Origin of the sequence: Kitasatospora sp. NPDC001547, assembly GCF_042894165.1 — a bacterium.
Classification (GTDB): Bacteria; Actinomycetota; Actinomycetes; order Streptomycetales; family Streptomycetaceae; genus Kitasatospora.
In genome coordinates this window covers 86,705-113,353 of the sequence record NZ_JBIAVL010000022.1, presented here as the reverse complement: position 1 = coordinate 113,353, position 26,649 = coordinate 86,705, and the positions used below count along the sequence as shown (strand labels likewise).

The window sequence follows — 26,649 nt, the reverse complement described above, 5'->3', positions numbered from 1 at the left end:
AGTTCTCAAGGAACGGACGCTTCCTTCGAGCCGCCTTCCAGCAGGCCCTCCGGGCTTCGTTCTTTCGTGTTTCCAGCTTATCAGACGTTTTCCGCTCCGTTTTCGGGGCTTCGTTCATCCAACTCGCCGGTGCCTTTCGGGGCGTGGCGCCCTGTCCGACGTTTCAAACACTAGCCGACCCTCGCTCCGAAAAGCGAATCCAGCCGCAATCCGATAAAACGAACACGCCACATACAGACCGGGCCGAATCTGCACATGACAGATCTACCCGAGCCGGGAGGTGTTGGTTCAGAGGATTGGCCGCCCCGGGACCGTCCGCGCTGACGCGTGTCCGGTGCTCCCAGTCGAGCGACTGGGAGACAGTACTCCTCCTCCACGCCCGAAACAAATGTCGTGGCTCAGGGGCGGGCGGCGAGGCAGTCGGTGTCCTGGGCGGGAAGGGCGCCGGCCAGGAGGTAGCGGTCCACGACGGCGTCCACGCAGGCGTCACGCGGTGCGAACAGGCCCGCGTAGACGGTGTGGCGGTAGGCGCCGCGCAGGGTCACCAGGCGGGAGCCGGCCAGGGCGTGGTGGGCGGAGAGCTGGCCGGCGCGGGTGGCGGCCGGGTCGCCGTCGGCGCCGACCAGCAGGACGGGGACGGCGTTGCGCACCCTGGTGGGCGGTTCGGCGGGCTGTGCGGGCCAGTAGGTGCAGGGTGTGAGGTTGCGGGTCAGCGGGCCGAACAGCGGCTCGTCGGCGCGGTGGGCCTGGACGTCGCGGTAGTAGGCGAGCGGGTCGCGCGAGGCGGCACGGTCCGCGCACATGATCGCGGTCTGCACGGCGGCGGCTCCGCCTGTGTCGGGTGCTTCCAGGCCGGTCAGCACGGCCTCCAGCAGTGCGGTCGGCTCGACGGCCGTACGGCCTTCGGCGGCGTCGAGCAGGACGCGCACGACGGCGGCGAACTCCGTGTAGGCGGCGGTGTCGTCGCCGGCCGACACCGCCCAGAGCACCTGCGGCAGGGCGCGGGCGTCGACCCGGTGGGTGCCCACCGTCAGCGGGGCGCGGCCGGCGGCCAGGCGGATCCGTTCGACCGCGGCGAGCACCTCGGCAGTGCTGGTGCCCAGGTGGTGGCGGTCCTCGTGGCGGGCCGTCCACTGCGCCCAGGCGGTGAGCGCGGCGTCGATCGCGGAGCCCTGGGTGGCGGTCAGGTCGGGCCCGAAGCGGTCCGGGTCCAGGGCGGCGTCGAGCACCGCGCGTCCGACGTGCTCGGGGAACAGCTGGAGGTACACCTCGCCGAGGTAGCTGCCGTAGGAGGAGCCGAGGTAGGCGATCGTCGGCTCGCCGAGGACGGCGCGCACCAGGTCCATGTCCCGGGCGGTGTTGCGGGTGGAGACGTGCGGCAGCACGGCGCGGTACGGCGCGCAGCGGGCGGCCAGGTCCTTGGCGAGTTCGGCGGACCGGTCGAAGGTGGCGCGGGTGGGCCCGGCCGAGCCGGGGCCGCTGGTGGGCCAGCCGCAGTCGAGCGGAGTGCTGGCGCCGACGAAGCGCGGATCCATGCCGACGACGTCGTAGCGGGCGGCGAGGGCGGGCGCGGCCCGGCCGAGGGCGAGGGCGAGGTGGCGGGCGGGGACGCCGGGGCCGCCGGGGTTGTAGAAGAGGGTGCCCAGGCGGTGGGCGGGGTCGGTGGCGGGCAGCCGGGAGAGGGCGACGTCCAGGGTCCGGCCGTCCGGGTGCTGGTAGTCGAGCGGCACGGTGACCTCGGTGCAGCGGGCTCCGGCGGCGTCGAGTTCGGCGCCGGCGGTGTCCTCCGGGCCGGTCCGGCAGGCGTGCCAGGCGGGCTGTCGGCGGCGCAGCTCGGCGAGCGGGTCGGCGGCGGGGGCGGTGGCGGTCGCGGCGGTGGCTGTCCCGCCGGTGGCAGTGGTGGCGGCACCGCCCGCCGCCGGGGCGGACAGCGCGGTGAGGACGGTCAGGGCCAGCGCCGCCACTGCGGCGGCCGGCTCGGCGGTACGGATCACGGCGGTTCCCTCGGGTGGTCGGCAGGCCGTCGGAGGTGACGCTAGGGGGCCGGCCGGCCGGTCGCATCCGCCGCGGGTATCGGCCGCCTTCGCCGAACTGCGCCCACGGTTCTACGACTTCGGGATCAGGCCCCGGTGCCGTCGGCCGAGGGCACCGGGGCCTGGTAAGGGAGGGGTCCGCGACGTCGGGGAGCGGCCGCCTACTTGAACAGGTGGTCCCCGCCGGTGGCCATGCGGTGGGTCCCGCTGTGGCGGTTCACCCAGTCCCGGACGAGGTTGACGGCGTTGGCGCACTGCCAGCTGTCGTCGTACTCGCGCACGCCGGTGAAGGCGCCGTAGCCCGCGATGATGCCGTCCACCTGTGCGTCGCCGAGCAGCTTGTCGACGTACCACGGGTCGTTGTAGGTGGTCGTCCAGGACAGGGTGGCGGCAAGCCGTCCGGCGGCCCGGTCCGCGGCTCCCTTCCTGAGTTCCGCGCAGGTGTTGTAGGTGGGCTCCGTGCAGTTGCCGAAGCCCTTGGTGATGTCGCTGTCGCCGTAGTCCATCGCCCGGCGGCCGGCCGGGAAGCCGGCACCGGACCGGTCGAAGGCGCTGCGCACCTGGTCGCGGGTGCCGGTCGTGGTGATGCCCTCCAGCGGGCCGAGTTTGCCCTCCAGGCTCTTCCAGCCGCGGCCGCCGACGTCGGGGGTGCTGCCGCCGTGGTACTCGTAGAAGCCGTAGAGCACCTGGATGCCGGCCGCCGTCAGGCGCTGGGCCTTGTCGCGCAGTCCGGCGACGCTGCAGGTGCGGTTCGGCTCCTCGCCGCAGTAGTTGGGGTCCTTGATGTCCAGCCAGACCAGCGACAGCCGGCGGCCCGCGTTGGCGTTGGAGACGATGCGGTCGAGCATGCTGTCGAAGCTGGGGCCGAGCCGGTTCTCGCCGGCCGAGGAGCAGTCGTGGTAGGCGCGCCACTCGTTCGGGTTCCACCAGGCGCAGACGTCGATCTCGATGGCGTTGGCGCCGTGGTTGATCGCGGCGTCGACGCCGTCCAGGGTGTCGACCCGGTGCGCGATGGCGTAGATCGGGTGGCGCTGGTCGGCGGCTTCCGCGGGCGCGGCGCCGAGCGTGGTGGTGCCGATGATCCCGCACAGTGCCGCCGTCAGGGCGGGCAGTATCCGCACGCGTGCGCCGGGTCCGTGGTGAGTCCTCAAGCGGGTGCTCCTTCTCGCTGGCGTTCCGGTGTCGTCCGTGTTCCGACTTGTCTGCGGTCAGACAATCGATATCACCAACTGTGCGCCGACGTACGGTGAATGAGCGCTGAACGAGGCCCGCGCCCGTCCCCGTCCGTTCGGGTGCGGCCGGATCCGGCGGGTGGTGGCCGCCGTCGCGGCCGCCGGGCCCGGGGTGACGGGTGTCCGCCCTCGAACAGGCGGTCGCTCCGCGCGGGCCCAGCCGCCCCACGGGAACCACCCGTTCCGCCCGGGGCCGGTGGTTCGAATCCCTGCCCGAAGTCGGTAAGGGGCGCGGCACCGCCGGGAATCGCCGCCGACAGCGGAACCCGCACCGGTTTCCGCCATTTCTTCGCATACGTAACTATTCGCCGCCGCCGCGGGTAATTCTGAGCTGCCCGCCGAGTGAATGCGCCGACGGGATCGGAGCGGCCGTGTGCGCTCCGTCCTTCCGCGGCCCCGTTCACCCGGACGCGCTCGACCGAAGGAGACGTCACATGCCCGTCGTCCGCAGGGTGCTGCTCACGGCCGCGGTCCTCACCGCGACCGTGGTCGTCGCGCCCACCTCCTCCGCCCAGCCCCTCGCCCCCTCGGCCTCCCACACCGCCGGCACCTCCCCGCTCGCCCGCCAGCCCAGCTTCCACGCCTTCACCGGCACCGGCTTCTCGGGCGCGGACCGCTGGTTCTACGGCAACCAGGGGGCGTGCACGTACGTCGGCGACAACTGGAACGACCGGATCCGCTCCGCCCGCACCGAGGGCGGTGACCGGGTCGAACTGTGGGACAACTACGACTGCACCGGGGGCTCGATCACCATCGACGCCTCCGGCTACAGCAGCATCGGCGCCTGGGTCAGCGCCTACCGCGCCTACCTCGGTTAGGACCCGGGCGGGCCGCGCGGCGGCTCGTCGGCCGGGGCGACCGGTCGGCGGGCCGCCGTGCCGGATCGGGGACAGAAGCCGAACTGCGGCGCGCGACCACAACCGTTCGGACGAAAGGTAGTTGAGCACTCGTCAGGGGCACCCGAGATGCGGCCCGGGCCGCTCCCCGCCCCGTGGGGCGGCCGAACGGGCGGCGCAAGGTGAACACTTCACCACGGGACGCGCTCGTGTTAGCGTCCCACGGATGTCGAGGATTCTGGTCACCGATCTGGACGGCACCTTACTCGGCGGCACCGGGGACGACCGGCGCCGGTTACGGGACGCCCTGGTCCGCCACCCCGAGGTGACCACGGTCTTCGCCACCGGGCGCTCGCCGGCCTCCGTCCGGGAGGTCCTGCGCGATCCGCTCGTCCCCCGGCCCCGGTGGATCATCGCCGACGTCGGCGCCACCGTCGTCGACGGCACCGACTTCACGCCCGTCGGCCCGGTGCAGGACCACCTGCGGGCGGGCTGGCCCGGACCGGAGCGGGTGCGCGCCGCGCTGCGCGGCTTCCCCGGGCTCACCTACCAGCGCGGCGTCGTCCAGAACGGCCGCTGTTCCTACCACCTCGACCCCGACCTGCTCACCGACGGACTCACGGCGGCCGTCGAGGCCCTCGGCTGCGCCTGGGTGTACTCGGCGGACTGCTACTTCGACGTCCTGCCACCGGGAGCCTCCAAGGGCAACGCCCTACGGGCCCTGGCCGGGAGACTGGGCTGGCGGCCCGAAGGGATCCTGGTCGCCGGGGACTCCCTCAACGACCTCTCGCTGTTCCGGTTCGGCGCGCACGCCGTGGTCGTCGCCGGGGCCGAGCCCGCGCTGCTCACCGCCCTGGCCGAGGACTCGCGCGTCCACCGCCCGGACCGGGCCGGCGCGGCCGGGATCCACACGGCGCTCCTGGACCTCGGCTGGATCTCCCCCGAGCCCGACTCCGGATGCTCCGTCTCCGCACGCTCCGCCTCGGTGCGCTCCGACTCCGGCGGCCCGGACCCCACCGACTCCCCAGCCCCCGCGCACCGGCACTCCCTCGTGGTGGCCTACCACCGCCCGCCGCTGCACTGGGACGGCGGGAGCTGGCAGCCGCCCGCCAGCCCCAACGGCATCCTGCCGACCCTGACCAGCGCCTTCGCCGACGGCCTGCCGGGCGTCTGGGTCACCGCCCTGACCGGCCGCGACCGGACGGCGGCGCTCCCCCCGCCCACCTCGCTGCCGCTGTCCCCCGTGCCGCTGGACACGGCCACCTGGCGCGGCTACTTCCACGGCGCCTGCAAGGAGACCCTCTGGCCGGTCCTGATGTCCGAACCGGGCAGGTCGACCTTCGACGAAAGGGCCTGGGCCGACTACCGCACGGTCAACGCGCGGTTCGCCCGGCACATCGCCGCCCAGGCGGCCCCGGGCGCCACCGTCTGGCTGCACGACTACAACCTCTGGCTGGTCCCCGGCCTGCTGCGCCGCCTCCGGCCCGACGTCAGGACCGGGATCTTCCACCACACCCCCTTCCCGGCCCTCGACGTCTTCGCCGCCCTCCCGGTCGCCGCCGAACTGCGCCGCTCCCTGGCTCGCCTCGACTGGGCGGGCTTCCACACCGAGGAGTTCGCCGGTCACTTCCGCAGGGCCCTGGCCGGGCTGCCCGACCCGCCGCGCACCGGTGTCCACCCGCTCGGGATCGACCGGTCGGCCGTCGAGCGGCTCACCCGTCTCCGCGCACCGCACCGCACTCCGGCCGCCGGCCCGGTGGTGCTCTCGGTCGAACGCCTCGACTACGCCAAGGCCCCGGTCCAGAAGGTCGAGGCCGTCGACCTGCTGCTCTCCCGCCGGCCCGGGCTGCGCGGCCGGTTCCTCCTCCGGCTGGTCTGCGCGCCGCCCGAGCCCGGCATCACCGCGTACGACGCCACCCGCCGCCACCTCGAACGGCGCGTCGCCGAGGTGAACTCCCACTGGAAGCAAGGTACTTGGCAACCGGTCGACTACCGTCCGCACAGCCTCTCCGCCACCGGGGTCGTCGACGCTTACCTGGCGGCGGACGTGCTCTGGGTGACCTCCCTCCAGGACGGGATGAACCTGACCGCCAAGGAGTACGTCGCCGCCCGGGCCGCCCTCCTGCCCGGTGACGCGGTGCCCGGGGCCCTGGTGCTCTCCCGCCGCGCCGGCGCCGCCGCCGAACTCGGCGAGGCCGCCCTGCTCACCGACCCGCACTCGCCCGAGGACCTCGCCGCCGTGCTGGCCCGCGCCCTCGACCTCTCCCCCGCCGAACGCCGGGCCCGTCTGGAGCGGCTCTCCGAACTCCTCGGCCGGGAGCGGCCCGCCGACTGGGCCGTCCGGATCGTCCACGCCATCCGGGGCTGCTCCACCTCGGTCGCACCGCCGGCGGTGCGCCGGATCACCGGGCACCCGTCCCCGGTCCCGACGCGGCGCCCGTGAGCGGTAGCCGTCCCCGGCGTCCGCCGGGCTCCGGGCCTGATCAGCGGCGCCCGCCGGGCTCCGGGCGGGGTCAGCGGCGGCTGCCGCGCAGGGTGTAGGCGACGGCGCCCAGCACCGTGAGGCCCACGGCCACCGTCGTCGAGGTGTCGGTGCGGGGCTCCTGGACGAGCCAGGTGAGCGCCTGCTCGAACCGGGTCGGCCGGGGCCCGATCGCCACCATCAGCAGCGCCCAGCCGACGGGCGGCGCCCAGGCAGCATGCGCTCCGAACAGCGCCGCCGCGAGGGCCGTCAGCGCGGTGAGCGCCGACACCGCCAGGGCGAGGCTGCCGAAGGGCACCGCGTGGGTCGGCCGGTCGGCGGCCGCCCGGGCGGCGGCGAGCAGGCCGAACAGGACCCCGCCGAGCAGCAGCACGTGCAGTGCCCTGACCAGCCGCCAGCGGACCGGGGTGCCGCGTTCCAGCTCCTCGTCCGGGCCGGCCAGGGTACGGGCGACGGCGGCGACGCCCAGCACCACGGCGATCAGCCCGACCGCGCGCGCGGTCCCCGGATCGTCCAGCCGGTGCCCGGCCCAGGTGAGGGCGGCGGCGGCCAGGAAGACCAGGAGGGTCGCCGGGATCGCCCGGCTGCGCAGGTGCAGCACCAGGCCGCGCAGTCGCTGGGTCACCGGCCGGCCCCCTCGCCCGTCGCGACGTCACCCGTCACGGCCGCCAGTGGGTCCTGGCAGGCCAGCCCGGCCTTCCGGGCCTCCCCGATCCGCCGGTACCGCTCCCCGTCGGGCAGCGCGCGCAGGGTGTCGTGGGCCGCCCGGGCGACGGGGCCCAGCCGGTCGGCGGGCGTGCCCAGGAGCACCGCGGAGACCGCCCGGGAGGCGTCGGACGCCCGCGTCCACCCCCGCTCGTCGGAGAAGCAGCCGAGGTCGACGACGGCGTGCTGGGCCACCAGGTCGACCACCGTGTCCGGCTCCCAGCGGATGCCGCCCTGCTGGGTCCGGTACGGCAGCTCGATCCGTACCGTTCCGGTGTCCACTGCTCCGCCCGCCGCCCTGCCGTCGTCCAGCATCCAGCTCACCGGGTCCTCCTGCACCCGGGTCGGACCGCCGGGCACCGCGGCGAAGGCGTCGAGCACCTTGCGGGCGGGCGGCAGGAGGTCGGGCAGCGCGGCGCGGTGCACCCTGGTGACGCAGACCCGGCCGTCCTCCGGTGCGCAGACCAGCTCGGTGGCCCGCGACTCCGGGACGATCGCGCCCGAGGGCGCCACCAGCGAACCGAGCGCCAGCCCCACCACGGCCGGTGCCGCGGCCAGCACCCGGGCCCGGGTGGTCCCGGCGACGGCCAGCAGCACGCCGGTCACCCCGAGGGCGGTCAACCAGACGGCCTGGCCGGCGGACAGCGAGGGCAGCACCCGGTGGAAGTCGTCCGTCACCGGCAGCATCGGCAGCACCGTGTCCACCAGCCGGTTCGCCGGTCGGCCGTCCCGGATCTGGGCGACCGCCAGGACCAGGAACAGCAGCACCGCTCCCAGCGGCGCCGCCACCGGCGCCGGGGCCACCCGGCCGATGCCCAGTCCGAGCAGGGCCACGGCGACGACGGCGAGCAGCCCCACCGCGAGGCCCAGCGGCCACCCGCCGTCGCTGAACGTCGCGTTCCCGGAGACGATCACCACGGACCACCCGATCACCGCCGCCACCGCGACGACCGCCGCTCCGGCCACCACCACGAGGGCCGGCAGCAGCCGCACCGGGCCCGGCCGCGGTGTGGCGGCGAACAGTTCGGACACCGCGCTGCGCCGCTCCCGCCCGCCGTGCCAGATCGCGGCGGCCAGCACCACCGGCAGGCAGATCCAGGCGGTCGACCGCAGCGAGTAGACCAGCGAGGTCCAACTGGCCGCCCACTGCTGGACGTCCATCCAGAGGAAGATCCGGGCCAGGACGGCCAGCACCAGGAGCAGCGCCGGTGCGACCGAGCGCTTCGCCTCCAGGCGCGTCATGCGGAACATACGTCGTCTCCAGTGTTCTAGGGGTCGGGGAGGTGCAGGGCGCCACCGGTGCGGGGCCCTGCTTCGGGGGCGCCGACCTACTTCGGGGGCGCCGACCGTACTTCAGGGGCGCCGGTCTACTTCGGCGCGCGGGCCTTCGCCTCGCGGTGCCGGCGCAGGATGGCGGAGTAGCCTCGCTCGATGTCGCTGTCGCCCGGGTCCGCGTCGGTGCCCGCGGCGCGGATCCCGTCGACGTGGCCCGCGAAGACCGTGCCGCCCTCGTCGATCAGCACGACGCTGGTGCAGGCCGCGGCGACGTCCTCGACCAGGTGGGTGGAGACCAGCACGCAGGACTGTTCGCCGATGTCGCGCAGCAGGGCACGGAACTCCAGGCGCTGGGCGGGGTCCAGACCGACCGTGGGCTCGTCGAGCAGCAGGATGTCGGGGTCGTTGACGATCGCCTGGGCGATGCCCGCCCGGCGCAGCATGCCGCCGGAGAGCGAGCCCATCCGGTCGTCGGCCCGGCCGGTCAGGTCGACCCGGTCGATGGCGTGCTGCACGGCGTCGGCCGTCCGGCGCCGCGGCACCTCCTTGAGCCAGGCCATGTATTCGACGAACTCCCGTACGGTGAACCGCCGGTAGTGGCCGAAGGCCTGCGGCAGGTAGCCCAGCCGGCGGCGCACCTCCCGCAGTTCGCCCCGACTGCGCCGGGGGGCGCCCAGGAGTTCCAGCTCGCCGCCGTGCGGGGTCAGGACGGTGGCGAGGGTGCGGATCAGGGTGGTCTTGCCCGCGCCGTTGGGGCCGAGCAGACCGTGCACGCCGGTGCCGAGGTCCAGGTCGATCCCGGCGACCGCGAGGCGGCGGCCGTGCCGGACGGTCAGTGCGCGGGCCCGGATGTGGTGGGCGTAGCGGGCGGGGGCGATCTCGGCGGCGATGCCGGTGACGGGCATGGGCGGTTCTCCTCGCGGTGCGGGTGAAGGGCGGGACGGGTGTTGCGCGTGTCGGACGGGCCGCGGCCGAGCGGGCGGCAGCGGCCGGGCGGCCGGCGGGGCCGGGCGGCCGGCGGGGCCGGGCGGTCAGCCGCGGCGGGCGGTCAGCCTCGGCGGGCGGTCAGCCTCGGCGGGCGGTCAGCCTCGGCGGGCGGTCAGCCTCGGCGGGCGCGGGCCTCGCGGGGGTGCAGGTAGCCGGTGCGGCACAGGACGACGGCGGCGGCCAGGACGGCGGCCGCGACCGCCCACCCCGGGGCGGCCGAGTCCCGCAGGTACGACGGCACGGTGCCGCCGCCGTCCATGGCGGGGACGACCACGATCGCGGCCCACCCCGCGCCGAGTCCCGCCGCCGCGCGCTGGACGCCCAGCAGGCTGCCGAGCGCCAGGGCGGCGCAGGTCAGGGCGAGGGCCGGCAGCAGGACCAGCGCCGGCGCGGTGCCGGTGATCCAGCCGCCGACCGCCAGCGCCGGGATCACCAGGGCCAGTACGGCCACGGTCCGGCGCAGGAGCAGCCCGAGCCCCGCCCGCGGGGTCGCGGCGACCAGCTCGTGGACCGGGTCGGAGTGCGGCCCCCAGCTCAGGGCCACGCCCAGCAGTGGCATCGCCGGGGCCAGCAGCACCAGGACCGGGGAGCCGGGGTCGGCGGCCGAGGACAGCAGCAGGGCGCCGAGCACGACGAGCACGAGCGCCGCGACCCACGGCCCGAAAGCCGGGGCCGCCCACCGGGCCAGCCCCGCCCGTGCCCGCCGCCACCGCCGGCGGCGCACCGGCGTCAGCGGCACCACCTCCGAGAGGCGCTCGCGCACCTGCGCCACCAGCGCGGTGTCGGCCGGGCTGTGGGCGAGGGACACCCTCCCCAGCTCGGCCCGGCACGGGGCGCAGCGCTCCAGGTGCGCCTCCACCGCCCACAGCTCGCCGGTGGTGGGGGCGGTGCCCGGGGCAGCACCGCCCAGGACGTAGCTCACCAGCAGCCGGTGCGGGACGTGGGCAGTCATGACAGGGCCTTTCGCAGGTCGAGGCGGGCACGGCGGGCACGGGTCTTGACCGTTCCCTCGGGGATCTTCAGCAGCGCCGCGGTCTCCCGGACGGTCAGGCCGTCGAGCACCATCGCGGTGAGCACCTGGTGCAGTTCGGGTGCGAGCCGGTCCAGGGCCGCGCCGACGTCGCCGCCGACCGCGGCTTCCAGCACCTCGTGCTCGGCCGACGGCGCCGGCGCCGGGGCGACGGACAGCGGGGGCAGCGCGCCGTGCCGCCCGCGCGCCCGGAAGGCGTCCACCAGCCGCCGGGCCGCGATCGTCCACAGCCACCCGCCGGCCTCCTCCCCGCGCATGCTGTCGGCGAACGACCCGGCCGCCCGCCACACCGCCAGGTACGTCTCCTGCAGGACTTCGGCGACGATCTCGTCGTCCGCGCAGCGTCGGCGCAGCCGTGCGGTCAGCCAGGGGGCGCTGCGCCGGTACAGCTCGTCGAAGGCGGTCGCGTCCCCGCGGGCGATCCGCCGGACCAGTTGGGCTTCGGTCATCGAGGCCGGTGAACGTTTCACGTCCTGGTCTTACGCGGTGCCCGGCGCCGCGGTTTTCCCGAGCACCGTGATCCACGTCACACCGGCCGGTGCCGTCCCGGCCCCGCCCCCGCCCCCGGCGCGGTGCTCCGCCGGTCCCGCCCGGCGGGTGGACGGCCCGGGGGGTGCGGACGGACGGGTGCGGCGCGATGGTGGAGGGGAACGCCCGGCTCCGCCAGGCCGGGACCGCTACCGGCAGGGAGTCGCCATGGACCCGACCATCGATCCGAACCAGCTCGGGGCCGCCGCCGCGCCGGCAGCCTTCGGGGGCTACCTGGCGGCCCTGCCGCACCCGCCGATGGACCACGGGCACGGCCCGGCGAAGTCCGTCCGCACCGCGGAGTACGAGGGGCACCGGATCAGCGTCACCACGACCTACGAGATCACGGTGGACGGCCGGCCGCTGACGGCCGGGCTCGACGTGGACGACAGCGGCATGCTGTCCTGCCACGGCCTGCCCGCCTACCAGTTCGTCTCCGCGGTGGACGCCGTCAAGGTGCTGATCCACACCTATCCCGACTCGTTCCGGGGCGGCGACTGAGATGCCCGTCGTCCGCAGGAACATCCTCGAGGACACGGCCGCCCGCGACGACTACGTCCGCGGCATCGGCCTGCTCAAGCAGGAGGACAGCCGGTTCACCACCCAGCAGTTGGGTGTCCCCGGCCCGGTCGTCCCGGTCCGCACGTACGACCTGTTCGTCGTCTGGCACGGCCGGACGATGGCGACCGCGATCCCGCCCGACGGGAGCCCCCGGGTGCGCAACGCCGCCCACCGCGGGCCGATCTTCCTGCCCTGGCACCGGGTGATGCTCGGATTCCTCGAGAAGAACCTCCAACGGGTGCTCAGGAAACCGGACTTCGCCCTCCCGTACTGGGACTGGGCGGCCGACGGCGACGCCAGCTCGCCGACCGACGCCGAGATCTTCTCCCCCGCCTGCCTGGGCGGCGACGGCGACCCGGTGGCCGACGGTCCGTTCGCCTACCACCCGGCCGATCCCGCCACCTTCACCGTCCGCATCGAAGCCGCCGGCCCGGACGGCATGAAGCTGGCCCAGACCAGCCGCGGCCTGCGCCGCTCCTTCGCCCAGGAGCCGCCGTTCGGCTGGCGCACCCTCCCGACCGGCGCCGAGGTCGAGGCCGCCCTCGCGTTCACCCCGGCCGACCCCGATCCCGCCGACCGCTACGACACCCTCGACTTCAACGCCTCCTCCCAGGGCTTCCGCAACCTGCTCGAAGGCTGGATCCCCAAGGACCCGGCCCGGCCGGTCCACCTGCACAACCAGGTCCACGTCTGGACCGGGGGCGACATGGGCCCCTCCACCTCGCCCAACGACCCGCTGTTCTACCTGCACCACTGCAACGTCGACCGCATCTGGGCGGGCTGGCTGAACCGCTACGGGCCGCTCTACGCCCCCGACATGACCGCCCCGGCGAACGTCTACCAGGGCGAGCGGATCGACGACCCGATCGCCTCCCCGCTCGGCCGCGCCGCGACCCCGCGTTCCGTCCTGGACGTGTCGGCGGTCTACGGCTACGACACCCTGCCCTGAGCGCGGCCCGGCCCGCGCCGGCGTCCGTTCCCCTCGCACCCGTTGCCCGGCCCGGCCGCGCGACGGGTGCCGAAGTCGCCGGCCCGGTGGCCGGTCGGCCGGACGCCCCGCGCGCCGGCCTGCGGTGACGTGGATCACAGCGGGTTTCCCGCGGCCGGCGAAATGCGACGGCCGCCGAGGCGGTTGGCACCGGCAACCGTCTCCGTCCCGGCGCACGCCACCGCTATCCGCGAGGAATCCCCATGACCGTCACCGAGCCCGCCACCTCCCGCGCCGCCGAGATCCTGTCCCGGCCCGTCTCGATCAACGGGCTGACCGTGCCCAACCGCATCGTGATGGCGCCGATGACGCGCAGGTTCTCCCCCGGCGGCGTGCCCGGCGAGGACGTGCGCTCGTACTACGCCCGCCGCGCCGCCGCCGGTGTGGGCCTGATCGTCACCGAGGGAACGTACGTCGGCCACGAGTCCGCCGGTCAGAGCGACGACATCCCGCGCTTCCACGGCGAGGAGCAGCTGGCCGGGTGGGCCCGGGTCGCCGAGGACGTCCACGCGGCGGGCGGCACCATCGTGCCGCAGCTCTGGCACATCGGCATGGTCCGCAAGCAGGAGGACCCGCCGTTCGCCGGCGCTCCCGCCATCGGCCCGTCCGGCGTCCGGCTGGACGGCACCGAGGGAACGGGCCGGGCGATGACCCGGGCCGACCTGGACGCCGTCATCGGCGCGTTCGCCGAGGCCGCCGCGGCCGCCGAGCGGATCGGCTTCGACGGCGTCGAGCTGCACGGCGCCCACGGCTACCTGCTCGACCAGTTCCTCTGGGCGGGCACCAACCGCCGCACCGACGCCTACGGCGGCGACCCGGTCGCCCGGACGAAGTTCACGGCCGAGCTCGTCGCCGCGGTGCGCGAGGCCGTCTCCCCGGCATTCCCGGTGATCTTCCGCTACTCCCAGTGGAAGGCGGAGAACTACGAGGCCCGCCTCGCCGGGACCCCGCAGGAGCTGGAGGCGATCCTCGCCCCGCTCGCCGACGCCGGCGTCGACGCCTTCCACGCCTCGACCCGCCGCTACTGGGTCCCCGAGTTCGACGGCTCGGACCTCAACCTGGCCGGCTGGACCAGGAAGCTCACCGGCCGCCCCGCCATCACCGTCGGCTCGGTCGGCCTGGACGGCGACTTCGTCCGCGCGTTCATGGGCGAGGGCGCGGCGATCCAGGGCATCGACAACCTGCTCGACCGGCTGGAGCGCGACGAGTTCGACCTGGTCGCCGTCGGCCGCGCCCTCCTCCAGGACCCGCAGTGGGCCGCCAAGGTCCTGGCCGGCCGCTTCACCGACCTCCGCCCCTACGACGCCGCCGCCCTCCGCACCCTGAGCTGACGCCGGCGCCGCCACCAGGCCTCGCGCGGGCCGAAGCGCCCGCCCGGGCGGCGGAGGGCGGCCCTCACCGACCGGGAAGCACCGCACGGCTCCGACCCGGGAGCCGTGCGGTGCGTCGTCGAGCGGGGACGTCCGCGACGGCCGCCCGGCCGGAGCCGGGGGGACCTACCTCGGGTTCCGCGCCCGGTGGGCGGCGATCAGCTCGCGGTACCAGGCGTACGAGGCCTTCGGCGTGCGGCGCTGGGTCTCGAAGTCGACGTGGACGAGGCCGAAGCGCTGGCTGAACAGCCCTTCCGCCCATTCGAAGTTGTCGAGGAGGGACCAGGTGTAGTAGCCGCGGATGTCGACGCCCTCGGCGGCGGCCCGGGCGAGGGCGTCGAGGTGGGCGGCCATGAAGTCGATGCGGGGCCGGTCGGGGACGGTCTCCTCGGTGACCGAGCAGCCGTTCTCGGTGATGGTGATGGGCGGGAGGGCCTTGCCGTACGACTCGCGGAGTTTCAGGAGGAGTTGGCGCAGGGCGTCGGGGACGACGGGCCAGCCGAAGGCGGTGTGGGGGACGTCGGGGATGTCGACGAGGTCGAAGGGCAGGCCCGGTTCGGTGGGGGCGGCGACGCGGGTGGGGTTGTAGAAGTTGAGGCCGAGGCCGTCCAGGCCGGGGGTGTGGATGAGGTCGAGGTCGCCGGGGTGGACGGCGCCGAAGAGGTCGTCGGGGACACCGAGGGCGGACAGGTCGGGGTAGCGGCCGAGGAGCACGGGGTCGGTGAACAGCCGGTTGTGGAGGGCGTCGTAGGCCTCGGCGGCGGCCGCGTCCTCGGCGGAGGCGGTGGCCGGGTGGACCGGGGTGAGGTTGTTGGAGAGCATCGCCTCCAGGCCGCGGTCGTGGAGGACCGAGGCGGCCAGGCCGTGGGCGAGGAGCTGGTGGTGGGCGGCCGGGAGGGCCTCGAACATCAGGGTGCGGCCGGGGGCGTGGGTGCCCAGCGCGTAGCCGAACACCGTGTGCACGAAGGGCTCGTTGAGGGTGATCCAGGCGGGGACGCGGTCGCCGAGGCGGTCGGTGACGATCCCCGCGTACTCGGCGAAGCGGTGGGCGGTGTCGCGGTCGAGCCAGCCTCCGCCGTCCTCCAGGCCCTGCGGGAGGTCCCAGTGGAAGAGCGTGGGGAGCGGGGTGATGCCCGCTTCCAACAGGGCGTCCACCAGGCGGTCGTAGAAGGCGAGTCCGGCCGGGTTGACGGTGCCGGCGCCGGTGGGCAGGACGCGGGGCCAGGCGACGGAGAAGCGGTAGCCGTCGAGGCCGAGGCGCTTCATCAGCTCGATGTCCTCGGGGTACCGGTGGTAGTGGTCGCAGGCCACCGCGCCGGTGTGGCCGTCGCGAACGGCGCCGGGGCGGGCGGTGAAGGTGTCCCAGATCGACGGGCCGCGACCGTCCTCGGTCACCGCCCCCTCGATCTGGTAGGCGGCGGTGGCGGCACCCCAGCGGAAGTCCGCCGGCAGGTCGAAGCGGTCCGGCATGACAGCCTCCTGACGTGAACGTGAGGAGGACTCATGTTACTGGCGTGGTGCCGGAACACCAGAGGCCCGCGTCGGCAACTGCCGCCCCGGCGACGGGGATCGGGCCCGGCCACCGGTCCCGGTGCGGGGCGCGGCAGGACCCGTCCTCCCGCCGGGGCGGGAGGACGGGCCGGAGGGGTCAGTAGCGGATCACCGGCGGGAGGTACCGTTCCCGGGCGGGTGCGGTCGAGACGACCGGCCCGGTGCTGGAGGGGGTGGTCCCGGCGCGGACCGGGAGGCCACCGGCGACGGCGTACATGGCCTCGTCGAAGGCCTGGCCGGCGGGCGGGGTCCTGCCGACGGCGAAGACCGCCACCGCCCTGCCGTTGACCACGGAGGTGGAGAGGTAGTCGCCGACCATGCGGCCCCCCGACGTGGCGGCGATCCGGGACAGCGGCATCGGGCCGGCGACGGTCTGCGGCGCGCTCCAGGTGGCGCCGCCGTTGGCGGAGGAGATGAAGCCGACCGCCAACTCGCAGGTGGCGGCGGTGCAGTCGGCGTTCGGGTAGAAGTAGTAGTACAGCCCGATCCTCGCGCCGGGGCCGGCGGTGGCGTGGTCGACGCCGATGCCGGGGATGAAGTGGTCGACGCCGCTGGTGGTGGGATCGATCGGCACCCGGGTCACGGCGGACCAGGTGGTGCCGTCGGTCGAGGTCGCGAAGACGATGTCATTGGCCTGGCAGCCGGAGCGGAATCGGCAGTCCTGCCAGGCCACGTAGACCCTGCCGTCGGCGTCGATCTCGGCCGAGGGCAGGCCCTCGCCGTCGCGCAGGCCGCCCGCGACGCCGTGCGCGAGGACGTCGGCGACCAGCACCGTGGAGCTCCAGGACGCGCCCCCGTCGGTGGAGTTGAAGGAGCGGATCGAGGTGGTGTCGGTCGAGAACGGGACCACGACCGTGCCGTTGGGCTGCACCAGCGGCTGCCCGCCGAGGCCGAGGTCGATGCCGGACGGGCCCGCCGGGGCCGACCAGGTGGTGCCGCCGTCCCGGGAGGTCGACATGATCACCTTGTTGTCGGAGGAGGGGAGGTCGACCTCGATGTAGCAGTTGCCGAAGTACCGGCTGGTGGGAGTGTTGTCGCAGACGATCCACTCCTTGTCGTAGCTCTGCCCGTCGAAGCCGACCGCCTGCACCGGGGCCTGCCAGTTCAGTCCGTCCGCGGAGCGGCTGACGGTCACCCCGGCACCGTTGAGCACCGAGTCGATGACCAGGCCGGCGATCATCCAGGTGCCGTGCCTGGCGTCGTAGGCGACCACCGGGTCGGAGGCGCGGGCCCAGCGGCCGCCGCCCTGGTGGGTGGTGAGGCCGGGCAGCATGCCGTGCTGCCAGCTGAGGCCGCCGTCGCGGGAGGTGCTCCAACCGAGGTCCGCCGCGCCGCCGTTGGTGAACCGACCGACCTGGGCGGCGGCGACGATCGTGCCGCCGTAGTCGAAGGTGTCGGGCTCCACCTCGGTGGCGTGCTGGCCGCCGGTGTCGGCGAACGGGTCGGTGCTCACCTGGACCAGGTTCGGTCCGCGGCCGTGGACGGTCAGGCTGAAGGTGGCCGTGCGGGTGGCGGAGGTTCCGGAACCGGTCACGGTGATCGGGTACGTGCCGGACGGGGTGCTCGCCGTGGTGAAGACGGTGAGCCCGGCGGGCACGCCCGCCCGCACGGCGGACGGGCTGAAGACGGCGGTGGTGCCCGGCGGCAGGCCGCTCGCCGACAGCGAGACGGTCTGCGCCTCGCCGGCCGTGACGGCCGACGTGACGGTGGAGGTCACGGACGAGCCCGCTCGCACCATCGCCGCGGCGGGGCTGCCGGCGAGGGCGAAGTCGTCCGGAGTGGAGCCGGTGATCCCGGCGTCGTGGTGGCCGGCCCGGGTGGTGACGGCCGGGCCGGCGTACGGGGACGCGCCGGCCGCGCCGGCGTTCCAGGCGGCGCCGGCCAGGGCGAGGGCGGCCGCCGCGACGGCGGCGAACGGCCGCCGCCAGGAGGCAGGGGTGCGCGGGTGCCTCATCCGAAGCTCCTTTGCGTGGGGGTGGGAGTGCGGACGACGAGGGGCGGACCGCGGCCGGAGGGCACGGCGATCCGCCCCGGTGGGTGGGTGCGGATCAGGACGGCGCGACGCCGTGGATCTCGTGGGGGGTGACGTCGCCCGTCCGGTTGTCGTCGTGGCCGAGCGGGGTGGGCGGCCGGCGGCGCCCGGTGGTGGCGGCGGCCGCCGTCCGGACCCGGCCGGAGGAGGCCACCCGACACATGAAGGGGTGAAAGACGTTCACGCGGAAGGACACGCGTGTTCGTAAATCGGAAGTGTGAACCGGGCCATGACATCGCACAAGATGTGCGACCGAAACTCGTGGAACGGCCCGGCGGGGGTTTGTCCCCCCACCGGGAACGGGCATGGGGAGAGCACCCACGAGCGCCCCCGGCACCGGCCCGACCAGGGCCGTGGCAGGAGGCGCGCGGCTGCCCCGGGCTGCCCCTGTCGGGTATGCCCGGCTGCCGGGCCGGTCAGGCGAGGTCGCGCAGGCGGCGGATCGGGCTCGCCGCCAGGATCACCGGGCCGGCCAGGCTGCACACCGCCAGCACGAGCAGCGCCGTACGCGGCCCCCACGCGGTGGAGGCGGCGCCGGCCAGGAGCGCGCCGACCGGGATGGCGCCCCAGGAGACGAACCGGACGGTGGCCATCACCCTGGGGAGCAGCACCGGCGGGGTGTGGGCCTGCCGGTGGGTGCGGGCGACGACGGTGGTCACCACGACGCCCGCCGAGAAGCCCGCGTTGCCGACGGCGTAGACCAGCGCCGCCCAGCCGGAGCCGGCCGCCGGGAGCAGGAAGGTGAAGAGCGCGGAGGTCAGCGCCGCCCGCCGCAGGGCGCCGCCGCTGCCGACCCGGGAGACCATCCGGGGGGTGAGGGCCGCACCGATCAGACTGCCGAGGCCGCCGGCGGCCATCAGGGCGCCGACGGTGGCGGCCGTCGCGTCGAGGGTGTCGACCAGGAACACCGGGGTGAGCGTCATCAGCCCGCCGCCGACGAGGTTGACCGCGGTGGCGTCGGCGGTGCACGGCCCGATCACCGGGTGCCGGGTGACGAAGTGCCAGCCCTCGCGGATCTGCTGGCGCATCCCCGCGCCGGCCGGCCGACCGGCGGGGCGCTCCGGGCGCGGCAGGCTTCGCAGCAGGGCCGCCGAGGCCAGGTAGCTGACCGTGTCCAGCACCATCGCGGCCGCGCCGCCGACGAGTTGGACCAGTACCCCGCCGAGCGAGGGGCCGGCCAGCTCGGTCGCGGCGCTGGTGCCGGAGAGCAGGCTGTTGCGGGCGGTCAGCTCCTCCTTGGGAACGATCGAGGGCAGGAAGGTGGAGTTGCCGACGTCGAAGACCACGCTCGCCAGCCCGTTCAGCAGGGCGACCGCCACCAGCTGCGGCAGGCCGAGCACCCCCAGGGCGGCCGCCACCGGCACCGAGGCGACGGCGAGACCGCGCACCAGGTCCGCCGCCACCTGCGCGCCGCGCAGCGGGAGCCGGTGGACCAGGACGCCGGCCGGGAGTCCGACCAGCAGCCAGGCCAGGTAGCCGGCGCCGGTGACCAGGCCGACCTGCCAGGCCGTCGCGTGCAACGTGAGCACGGCGATCAGCGGCAGGGCGACGCCGGTCACCTGGTCCCCCAACCGGCTCACCAGCGATCCGGCCCAGAATCGCCAGAACACCCCTGCCGGAGCGCCGAGTTGTGGCTCGAACTCCACTCCGCGGACCTCCACCGCCGCCGTTCGCGTCGTCGTGTCCACCCTCGGTCCCACCCCTTCCGTCGCAACCCGTCCACCCAGCCCCGACCCCCGGTTCCCGACCCGTCCCCGACCCGTCGATCCCCCGCCCGCCGATCCGCCGGCCGCGCTCAGGCGGCACGGCGGAACGGCGGATTCCCGCTGCGCGATCCCCAGGCCGGCTGCCGGTCGCGGGAGCCGCAACTCACCTCCGCCCCCGGCGAGTCGACCGACCCGCGGCGCGGGGTCCACGGCAGCGGCCCCCAACCCCCGTACCGGTCGGCCGCGTTCGCCGGGCACGCCCGCAGCCCCTTCCCGGCCGCTCTGCGACGCCGACGTCCAACTGGCCGCGGCACCGCGCCTGCCCGGCTTACGGGCCGCGGGCACCGACCGGTTCAGGGGCCCGCCTTCGCGCCGGGGGCCGCCCGCACCGCCTGTGGCGTCCGCTACCCGGTGATCGACCCGGCGGGGTCCGCCCTCGCCCCGGTCGACGGGCTCGCGACACACTGATGACGGGCCCGCTCCGGCCACGTCCCGACGCACCGGGCGTCCGCACAGCCGCCCGGGTCTGACGTGCCCCTGCCCAACTCACCCGACGCTCACACCCCGGGAGCCGAAACCCGCCGCGGCCGCCCCACGACAAGCCGGCCGACCGACCGCCCCCGCTTGCCCCGCTCGGGTCGGCTCGGCCCGGCCCGAGCCGGCCCAGGTCGGGTCGGCTCTGCTCGGTCCGGGTCGGCTCGGCTCGGCTCGGCTCGGCTCGCAGCCGCCCACGTCGGAGGGCTACCGGACGACCCGCTTCCAGATTGTGACGTGACCCTGTCTAGTTCGTTCCCGTCCTGGTGTGGTGGGATGAGCCCCACGGGGATGAACCGCTGACGGGGGTGTGTGCTGGTGCGGAGTGGATGGCTGCGGGAGCTGGACGGGGACGCGGCGTGCCTGACGGCCGTGGGGCTCGTCCGGCTGGGGGCGCAGGACCGGTTGGGCACGGAGGACGGGGCGCCCGGCTGGGTGGGCGGACTGCGGGCCGCCGCCTTCGCCGACGCCTGGCTGGCGTTCGGCGACGGGCCCGCGTCCGGGCTGCGGGTGCCCGCGCCGGCGGTACTGCGGGCCGTGGTGGCCCGAGCGGCGGAGCTGGTGCTGCGCTCCTGCCGGGAGGACGGGCCGGCGGCGCTGGAATGGCTGGGGCAGCGCTCGGCGGAGGCCCGCGAGCGGGCGCAGCGGGAGGGCGCCTCGCACCCGGCCGAACCCTGTGCGCTGACCCTGGTGTGGCACGGGGTCCAGGCGCTGACCGCCGAGGACGGGCCGGGCCACGCCCGCCGCATCGAGGAGCGCGGCGAGGCGTACGTACGGGAGCGGCACCGCCGCCAGGACACCCTGGCGCTGGTGCTGTGCTGCACCCGGATCGCCGCGTCCGCGCTGGTGGACCTGTGCGAGGACGATCCGCAGCGGGTGGCCGGCTGGCTGGAGCAGGACGCGGCGCGCTCCATGCCGCGCGGCGGCCGGGTGCCGCTCTGGGTGCCGGGCCGGCCCGCCCAGCAGCCGGGCTGAGCGGGCGGGCTGCGCGGAGGGGCGGGCTGCGCGGACGGGCCGCGTGATGGGGCTGCTCGTCGGGCCGGTCAGGCCTCGTCGAGCAGCCGGGCGACCTCCGTCATGGCCCGCCCCAGCGGCAGGTCGAGCCGGAGCCCGGCGAGCTCGTCACCGCGCGTCGGCCCCTGGTTGACGATCGCGACCGGCAGCCGCGACCGGGCGGCGCGGCGCACGAAGCGCAGCCCGGACAGGACCGCCAGGGAGGACCCGAGCACCACCAACGATCTTGCCGCGTCGACAAGTTCGTAGCAGTGGTCGACCCTGGACGGCGGGACGTTCTCGCCGAAGAAGACCACGTCGGGCTTGAGCACGCCACCGCAGTCCGTGCAGGCGGCGACCCGGAAGCCGTCCACCAGCGACTGCGGCAGCTGCGCGTCGCCGTCCGGGCGCAGCTGCGCCCCTGGCCGGCGGAAGCCCCGGTTGAGCTCCTCCAGCCGCCGGTCCAGTTCGGCCCGGGTGCTGGTGCGGCGGCAGCCGAGGCAGACCACCCGGCGCAGGCCGCCGTGCAGTTCGACGGCCTCCCGGGTGCCGGCCGCGTGGTGGAGGCCGTCGACGTTCTGGGTGATGACCGCCGCGACGTGCCCGGCCCGGCGCAGCCGTTCCACCGCGTGGTGCCCGGCGTTGGGCCGGGCACCGGCGATCGCGGGCCAGCCGGTGTGGCTGCGGGCCCAGTAGCGGCGCCGGGCGTCCGCGCTGCCGGTGAACTCCTGGTACGTCATCGGGGTGCCGCTGCGGCGGCGGCCGGTGGCGCCGCGGTAGTCGGGGATGCCGGACTCGGTGGACAGGCCCGCCCCGCTGAGCACCACGGCGCCGCGCCGGTCCAGCAGCCGTACCAGCGCTTCCAGCTCCTCCCCCGGCGGGGCGGCCGGCCCGCCCGGGTGTTCGAACGCGTCCATACCGTCGAGGTTAGACCGACGGCCCGGGCGTCCCGTTCCGGTGGGGCGGCTCCTCGGCCGCGCCGGTGGCGAAGGCCGTGATCCGTTCCAGCGGCGGGTCCCAGCCCCGGGTGGTGTCCACCAGCAGGCAGGGGGCGTCCAGGGTGATCGGCACCCAGGACTCGATCGGCCGCTCGCCGCGCGCGATCCGGCGCAGCAGTTCGCCGTCCGCGTGGACGGCGCGAGCGGGCGCCTCGGCGGCCCTGCGGACGATCCGCTCGCGGGCGGCGTCGGGGTGGACGGCGCAGCGCACGACGCGCAGCTCGGCGAGGCCGACGAGCGGCGCCAGGCCGGGCCGCCACAGCCGGTCCTGGTAGGCCGCCTCCGCCACCAGGTCCGTTCCCGCGCGCAGGTGCCCCTCGATGGTGCGGAAGAACTCGGTGAGGGCCCGCCGGTCCAGGTCCTCGACCGGCGCCTTCCGGGCGGCGGCCATCCGCTCCTTGATCTCGTCCCGGCAGACCGCCGGCCGGCCGAGCGCGTCGGCCAGGGCGTGCGCCAGCGTGGTCTTGCCCGCGCCGGGCGGGCCGCTCACGACGAGCAGCCGCGGGCGTCGGTCCGCGGTCGGGCGGCGGAGTTCCGTTGGGAGCGGGTGCGCGGCCGAGCGGCGGTCCGCGGTCGGGGGTGGCGTCACGCCTGGTGAGTCTGCGCGAGAACGGCCGCCGCCCGCCACCGTCGAAACCCGGCCCGGCACCGTCATCCCCAGCCCGGCACCGGCGGCAGCGGCCACGCCGGCGGTACCGGCAGCGGCCCGTCCGCCCGCAGACCCGCCGCCGGCCCGCGCCCCGACAGCCAGCCGAGCAGGGCGTGGCCGGGGCCACGGACGGTGGGGCCGACCGGGGCCAGCGGCCAGTCGCGGCCGAGGTCGGTGGCCGTCAGCCGGGCGACCGGGAATCCGCGTGCGGCCAGCGCGGCCGCCGTCCCGTCGAGCGTCCGGGCGACGTACCCGGTGGGCCAGTCGGCGGTCGAGCGGCCGAGACCGAGGTCGAGGTGGTGGGTTTCGAGCTCCCGCCACGCCCGGTGCAGGGTGAACCAGGCCGGGTGCCGCCAGCCCGCGAGCGCGGACACCAGGACGGGCCACCGCTCGGCGGGCATGCTGTCCGCCTCGGTGAGCATCCCGTCCAGGCTCCCGCGCAGGTCGGCGACCAGCTCCACGGCTCGCCGCCCGGCGCCCTCGTGCAGCGCCCGGTCCAGCGCGGCGGCATCGGCGCGCGGCCCCGGCGCGGTGCCGGTCCGGGCCACGGCCAGCAGCCACCGGTACGCGTCGGCGCTGCGGGCGAGGTGGGTGAGGACGTGGCCACGGCTCCAGCCGGGCAGCGGCGAGGGCTCGCGGGCCTGCCGGTCGGTCAGGGCGCCGGCGGTGGCGAGGAGCCGCCCGGCGGAGGCGCGCACCTCGGCGAGCAGTGCGACGACCTCGGCCCCGTCGACGCCTGCGGAAGCCGACACGGACGGGGTTGCGGGCGACGTCACGGACGGGGTCACGGCACGACGCGTCACGGGCGGCGCCCCCAGGCGGAGATCATCGGCGCGGTGGCCAGGTCCAGCCGCCCGGCGGCGACGTTGGCCAGGTGGCGGTCGATCTCCTCGTCCGTCGCGAGCCCCTCCCGCACCAGCGGTCGGCGGATCTGCCGGACCGTCGCGTCCTCCAGGACCGCGCAGGCCGGCGAGGTGATCGGGAAGTACGCGTCGGCCCGGACGTCGACCAGGCCCGCCTCGCGCAACGCCCTGGGCAGCGTCCGCCCGTACGCGAGGTCGGCGCCGCGCCCGGCCATCAGGGTGCGGAAGCCGGTCCGCAGCCGGTTGGCGAGGCGCTCGTCGGGGCCGGACTCGTCCGGGCAGAGCAGCGGTTGCAGGCTCGGGTCGGCGTCCTCCAGGAGCAGCCGGCCGCCGGGGCGCAGCGCCCGCACCATCCGGCGCAGGGCCTCGGCGCGCTCGGCGACGTGCACCAGCACCAGCCGGGCGTGCACCAGGTCGAAGCCGCCGGGCGGCGGCGGGTCGGCGGCGACGTCGTGGCGCAGCACCTCGATCACGCCGCCGGCGGCGGGAGCGGTCCAGGAGACGTCGATGTCGGTGGCGACCACCGCGCCGGTCGGGCCGACCCGCTCGGCGAGCCCGAGCGGCACCGAGGGGCCGCCCGCGCCGACCTCCCAGCAGCGCATGCCGGGGCCGATCCCGAGGGCGTCGACGTGCCGGAAGGTCACCGGGTCGAACAGCTCGGCGAGGGCGGCGAACCGGACGCCCGCCTCCGGCCGGCGGTTGTCCAGGAGGTAGCCGCGGTCGCTGTCGTGCTCAGCCATGCCGGGATTCTCGCAGGCGGCGGAGCGGCCGGGCGGAGCGGCCAGGCAGGACAGCCGGCGGAGCAACCGGGCAGGCCGGCCGGGGTGGCGCGGTTCTCAGGGCTCCGGGACGGGGTCGGTGGGCGCCGGGAAGTCGTACGTCACCTTGCCGATGTCGGAGATCAGGTAGCCGCCGTCGGGCTGGCGCTGGAGCCGCAGGCGCGCGATGAGCCCCTGGGGCCGCTGGGACCAGCCGCCGTCCGCGACGTAGGCGCAGTCGACGGGGACCTCCAGTTCGACCACGTCGCCGGTGAGGTCGTGCGGGTCGAAGCGGCCCGCCACGGGGCGCGCGGCGGCCCCGGTGACCACCGACCAGCCCCGGCGGGTCACCAGCTCGGCGGGCCAGACCGAGCCGTCCACCGCGCAGGCGTTCAACCCGCCGCCGGAGGAGGCAAGTTGCGGAGTCAGATACCCGCGGACCCGGCTCAGGACGGCGGCCGGCCCGGTGTCGCCCCGGGAGGTGTCGAAGCTGCCCGAGGTGACGGCCCAGGCGATCGCGACGGACTCCGCGTCGTGCGCGTCGACGGTCAGCGGCGGCGTCGGCCCGGTCGGCCGGTCCCTCGGCGGGGGCGGCGGCTGCGTCGGATCGGCGTCCGGGGCGGAGGCGAAGGTGTAGCCGGCCGGGGCGGCGGCGACCGCGGTGCCCGGGATCTCCTTCTCGTCCTGGTCGTAGCAGGGGTTGCACCGGACGCGCTCACCGGAGCCCCGGCCGTAGCCGGTCTCCCAGCCCCTGCCGTGGGTCGACAGCTCGGCACCCCGGGCGGTTCGCACCCCGGAGATGCGGAACGGGCGGTCGCCGTCCTTCAGCGTCCAGGTGTGGCGCTTGCCGTCGAGCGTGCCCTCGACCGTGAGCACGTAGTCGTAGCTGTGCCGGGTCGCGAGCACGGTGAGGCTGACGACCTCGGGCTTCTGGTTCTCCAGGTAGAGGTACTTGTCGGTGAAGTACGGCGCGAACGAGACCGGTCCGGCGGCGCCGACCAGCGCGACCGGGTTCGGCGAGTCCAGGTCGACGCCCATGTCGATCTTCCTGCCCTCCCCCTGTCCGGTGCAGTTCACGACCGTGCCGGGCAGCGGCTCGCGGGGCTCGCCCACGATCGTCGCCCGCACCTGCTCGATCGCCACGGTGTGGCCGTTGCCGACCATCGAGACCGAGAGCGGCGACGCGCCCACGTCCGTGCCGCCCTGCGCGTGCGACCACGTCCGGGCGGCGCCGCAGCCGGTGACGGCGGGGAGCTCGGCCGGTTTCACCACCTCGGGGACGACCGTGGTCGCGTCGGCGTCACCGTGCCCGGGATCGTAGCGGGCGCCGAGTTCCGGCGCCCTGCCGCCGTCCGTCGCGGTCAGCGCCCAGTACGTCGTGCCGGCACCCAGCAGCGCCAGCGCGCAGAACACGGCGACCAGCAGGCGCAGTCGCGGTCTGCGGCCGCCCATCAGCGAGAGGACGCCGCCCATGAACACGTTGCCGTGGATGGTGCTCTGGTTGATCCGGTTGTGCGTCTCGTGCCTGCCCGCCTCGTGCCTGCCCGCCTCGTGCTTGTGCGTCTCGTGCTTGTGCGTCTCGTCCTGGTCGCCCAATCCACCCACCCCGTCCGACAGGTCCGCGCCCACCACAGTGCTGCTCCCGGCGGGCGAAGGGAAGACCGCGACCGGGACCGGCCGCTCTGCTCCTCCTTGCTGACGAAAAGTCAGCAAGTTCGGCCCATCACCTTGACGGCGCACGGTCACCGCTGGACCCTATGGAGCCCGGATACGCCGCGCGCTCCCCGGTCCCCACCGCCCGGGAGCCGCGAGAGGACGTCTTCTCGCCCCTCACCGAGGAAGAGGTTTCCCATGCGCTCCAGCCGCCACCTCGCCGTCACCGCCGCCGCCCTCTGCGCCGCCGGCGCGCTGGCCACCGTACCCGCCGCCGCGTCGCCGGAGGCGCTCGCCGCCGGCCCGGTGCTCAGCACCGGCAGTGCGGGCGGCACGGCCGTCGCCGTGGGCGACGCGCTCACCGCGCCGCTCGCCACCGGCACCAAGGCCACCTTCTACTCGACCGCGACCAGCACCACCGGTGTCACCTGCGCCACGTCGAAGCTCTCGGCCTCGGTGCTGAGCAACCCGGCGGCGCCGGGCAGCGCCACCGCGTCGCTGACCGGGCTGACCTTCGGCTCGTGCACCGCCAACGTCACCGGGGTCACCTCGGTGCGCAGCCTGACGGTCGGCAACCTGCCGTACGGCCTCACCGTCTCCGACGCCCCCGGCCTGCCGGTCACCCTCACCGGCGGGTCCGCCGGGACGATCCAGGCCACCGCCGTGCTGGACACCTGGTTCGGCACCATCACCTGTTCGTACCAGCTGAGCGGCGCGTTCACCGGCAGCGCCGACAACGCCGCGCACAGCCTGGCCTTCCGCACCGAGCACTTCGCCAAGAGCGCCGGCTCGACGCTGTGCCCGGCCGACGGCTACTTCTCCGCGACGTACGGTCCGGTCGCCGACACCAGCCAGACGGGCAGCCCGGCGGTCTTCGTCAACTGA

Annotated in this window: 23 protein-coding genes; 7 read left to right on the top strand and 16 right to left on the bottom strand. The window is 75.5% G+C overall.

The window, feature by feature from the left end:
• Positions 1 to 398: 398 nt before the first annotated feature.
• On the bottom strand, positions 399 to 1,994 hold the full coding sequence (locus ACFY0X_RS30210) for an alpha/beta fold hydrolase (protein WP_387759295.1): 1,596 nt from the start codon (positions 1,992 to 1,994) through the stop codon (positions 399 to 401).
• A gap of 200 nt (positions 1,995 to 2,194) precedes the next feature.
• Positions 2,195 to 3,184: a phospholipase gene (locus ACFY0X_RS30205; protein WP_387759293.1), complete on the bottom strand. Its 990-nt coding sequence runs from the start codon at positions 3,182 to 3,184 to the stop codon at positions 2,195 to 2,197.
• 515 nt (positions 3,185 to 3,699) lie between these two features.
• On the opposite strand from ACFY0X_RS30205, the gene ACFY0X_RS30200 reads away from it, so the two are divergent.
• The gene (locus ACFY0X_RS30200) at positions 3,700 to 4,083 is read left to right on the top strand and encodes a peptidase inhibitor family I36 protein (RefSeq protein ID WP_387759292.1); all 384 of its coding nucleotides are present in this window, start codon (positions 3,700 to 3,702) and stop codon (positions 4,081 to 4,083) included.
• Positions 4,084 to 4,327: 244 nt separating this feature from the next.
• The gene (locus ACFY0X_RS30195) at positions 4,328 to 6,544 is read left to right on the top strand and encodes a trehalose-6-phosphate synthase (RefSeq protein WP_387759291.1); all 2,217 of its coding nucleotides are present in this window, start codon (positions 4,328 to 4,330) and stop codon (positions 6,542 to 6,544) included.
• Positions 6,545 to 6,614: 70 nt separating this feature from the next.
• On the opposite strand, the gene ACFY0X_RS30190 is transcribed toward ACFY0X_RS30195, so the two are convergent.
• From ACFY0X_RS30190 to ACFY0X_RS30170, 5 genes are all read right to left on the bottom strand, one after another.
• Positions 6,615 to 7,208 (bottom strand): hypothetical protein, encoded by a 594-nt coding sequence (locus ACFY0X_RS30190; protein WP_387759290.1) that lies wholly within the window; start codon positions 7,206 to 7,208, stop codon positions 6,615 to 6,617.
• Positions 7,205 to 8,539, bottom strand: a complete 1,335-nt coding sequence (locus ACFY0X_RS30185; RefSeq protein WP_387759288.1) for a hypothetical protein — start codon at positions 8,537 to 8,539, stop codon at positions 7,205 to 7,207. The genes ACFY0X_RS30190 and ACFY0X_RS30185 overlap by 4 nt, the downstream gene beginning before the upstream one ends.
• A 116-nt stretch (positions 8,540 to 8,655) precedes the next feature.
• Positions 8,656 to 9,468, bottom strand: coding sequence for an ATP-binding cassette domain-containing protein (locus ACFY0X_RS30180; RefSeq protein WP_387759286.1), 813 nt, complete (start codon positions 9,466 to 9,468; stop codon positions 8,656 to 8,658).
• Between the two features lie 194 nt (positions 9,469 to 9,662).
• Positions 9,663 to 10,502, bottom strand: a complete 840-nt coding sequence (locus ACFY0X_RS30175; RefSeq protein ID WP_387759284.1) for a zf-HC2 domain-containing protein — start codon at positions 10,500 to 10,502, stop codon at positions 9,663 to 9,665.
• A complete protein-coding gene (locus ACFY0X_RS30170) occupies positions 10,499 to 11,029 on the bottom strand; it encodes an RNA polymerase sigma factor (RefSeq protein ID WP_387759283.1) in 531 nt (176 codons plus the stop codon). Before ACFY0X_RS30170 ends, ACFY0X_RS30175 begins: the two co-directional genes overlap by 4 nt.
• 247 nt (positions 11,030 to 11,276) lie before the next feature.
• Here ACFY0X_RS30170 and ACFY0X_RS30165 point away from each other — a divergent pair, with 247 nt between their 5' ends.
• The 3 genes from ACFY0X_RS30165 (at position 11,277) to ACFY0X_RS30155 (ending at position 13,988) form a co-directional block, all read left to right on the top strand.
• Positions 11,277 to 11,609 (top strand): hypothetical protein, encoded by a 333-nt coding sequence (locus ACFY0X_RS30165; protein ID WP_387759281.1) that lies wholly within the window; start codon positions 11,277 to 11,279, stop codon positions 11,607 to 11,609.
• 1 nt (position 11,610) lies between these two features.
• The gene (locus ACFY0X_RS30160; protein ID WP_387759280.1) at positions 11,611 to 12,618 is read left to right on the top strand and encodes a tyrosinase family protein; all 1,008 of its coding nucleotides are present in this window, start codon (positions 11,611 to 11,613) and stop codon (positions 12,616 to 12,618) included.
• A gap of 242 nt (positions 12,619 to 12,860) precedes the next feature.
• Positions 12,861 to 13,988 (top strand): NADH:flavin oxidoreductase, encoded by a 1,128-nt coding sequence (locus tag ACFY0X_RS30155; RefSeq protein WP_387759278.1) that lies wholly within the window; start codon positions 12,861 to 12,863, stop codon positions 13,986 to 13,988.
• Positions 13,989 to 14,153: 165 nt separating this feature from the next.
• On the opposite strand, the gene ACFY0X_RS30150 is transcribed toward ACFY0X_RS30155, so the two are convergent.
• The 4 genes from ACFY0X_RS30150 to ACFY0X_RS30135 all read right to left on the bottom strand — a co-directional run bounded on the left by ACFY0X_RS30150 (position 14,154) and on the right by ACFY0X_RS30135 (position 19,256).
• Positions 14,154 to 15,497, bottom strand: a complete 1,344-nt coding sequence (locus ACFY0X_RS30150) for a GH1 family beta-glucosidase (protein WP_387759277.1) — start codon at positions 15,495 to 15,497, stop codon at positions 14,154 to 14,156.
• Positions 15,498 to 15,675: 178 nt separating this feature from the next.
• A complete protein-coding gene (locus ACFY0X_RS30145) occupies positions 15,676 to 17,532 on the bottom strand; it encodes an exo-alpha-sialidase (RefSeq protein WP_387759275.1) in 1,857 nt (618 codons plus the stop codon).
• 94 nt (positions 17,533 to 17,626) lie between these two features.
• Positions 17,627 to 17,764: a hypothetical protein gene (locus tag ACFY0X_RS30140; RefSeq protein ID WP_387759273.1), complete on the bottom strand. Its 138-nt coding sequence runs from the start codon at positions 17,762 to 17,764 to the stop codon at positions 17,627 to 17,629.
• 262 nt (positions 17,765 to 18,026) lie between these two features.
• Positions 18,027 to 19,256 (bottom strand): MFS transporter, encoded by a 1,230-nt coding sequence (locus ACFY0X_RS30135; protein WP_387759272.1) that lies wholly within the window; start codon positions 19,254 to 19,256, stop codon positions 18,027 to 18,029.
• A 912-nt stretch (positions 19,257 to 20,168) separates the two neighbouring features.
• Between ACFY0X_RS30135 and ACFY0X_RS30130 the strand changes: the two genes are divergently transcribed.
• Positions 20,169 to 20,825, top strand: coding sequence for a hypothetical protein (locus ACFY0X_RS30130; RefSeq protein WP_387759270.1), 657 nt, complete (start codon positions 20,169 to 20,171; stop codon positions 20,823 to 20,825).
• Between the two features lie 68 nt (positions 20,826 to 20,893).
• Here ACFY0X_RS30130 and ACFY0X_RS30125 read toward each other — a convergent pair whose 3' ends face one another.
• The 5 genes from ACFY0X_RS30125 to ACFY0X_RS30105 all read right to left on the bottom strand — a co-directional run bounded on the left by ACFY0X_RS30125 (position 20,894) and on the right by ACFY0X_RS30105 (position 25,707).
• Positions 20,894 to 21,760: an NAD-dependent protein deacetylase gene (locus tag ACFY0X_RS30125; RefSeq protein WP_387759268.1), complete on the bottom strand. Its 867-nt coding sequence runs from the start codon at positions 21,758 to 21,760 to the stop codon at positions 20,894 to 20,896.
• Between the two features lie 10 nt (positions 21,761 to 21,770).
• Positions 21,771 to 22,496: an AAA family ATPase gene (locus tag ACFY0X_RS30120; protein ID WP_387759301.1), complete on the bottom strand. Its 726-nt coding sequence runs from the start codon at positions 22,494 to 22,496 to the stop codon at positions 21,771 to 21,773.
• Positions 22,493 to 23,242 (bottom strand): maleylpyruvate isomerase family mycothiol-dependent enzyme, encoded by a 750-nt coding sequence (locus tag ACFY0X_RS30115; protein ID WP_387759266.1) that lies wholly within the window; start codon positions 23,240 to 23,242, stop codon positions 22,493 to 22,495. The genes ACFY0X_RS30120 and ACFY0X_RS30115 overlap by 4 nt, the downstream gene beginning before the upstream one ends.
• A gap of 47 nt (positions 23,243 to 23,289) precedes the next feature.
• Complete coding sequence (locus ACFY0X_RS30110) at positions 23,290 to 24,093, bottom strand: methyltransferase domain-containing protein (protein ID WP_387759265.1); 804 nt, start codon at positions 24,091 to 24,093, stop codon at positions 23,290 to 23,292.
• A gap of 96 nt (positions 24,094 to 24,189) precedes the next feature.
• A complete protein-coding gene (locus ACFY0X_RS30105) occupies positions 24,190 to 25,707 on the bottom strand; it encodes a hypothetical protein (RefSeq protein ID WP_387759263.1) in 1,518 nt (505 codons plus the stop codon).
• A gap of 255 nt (positions 25,708 to 25,962) precedes the next feature.
• Between ACFY0X_RS30105 and ACFY0X_RS30100 the strand changes: the two genes are divergently transcribed.
• Positions 25,963 to 26,649: a Tat pathway signal sequence domain protein gene (locus tag ACFY0X_RS30100; protein ID WP_387759261.1), complete on the top strand. Its 687-nt coding sequence runs from the start codon at positions 25,963 to 25,965 to the stop codon at positions 26,647 to 26,649.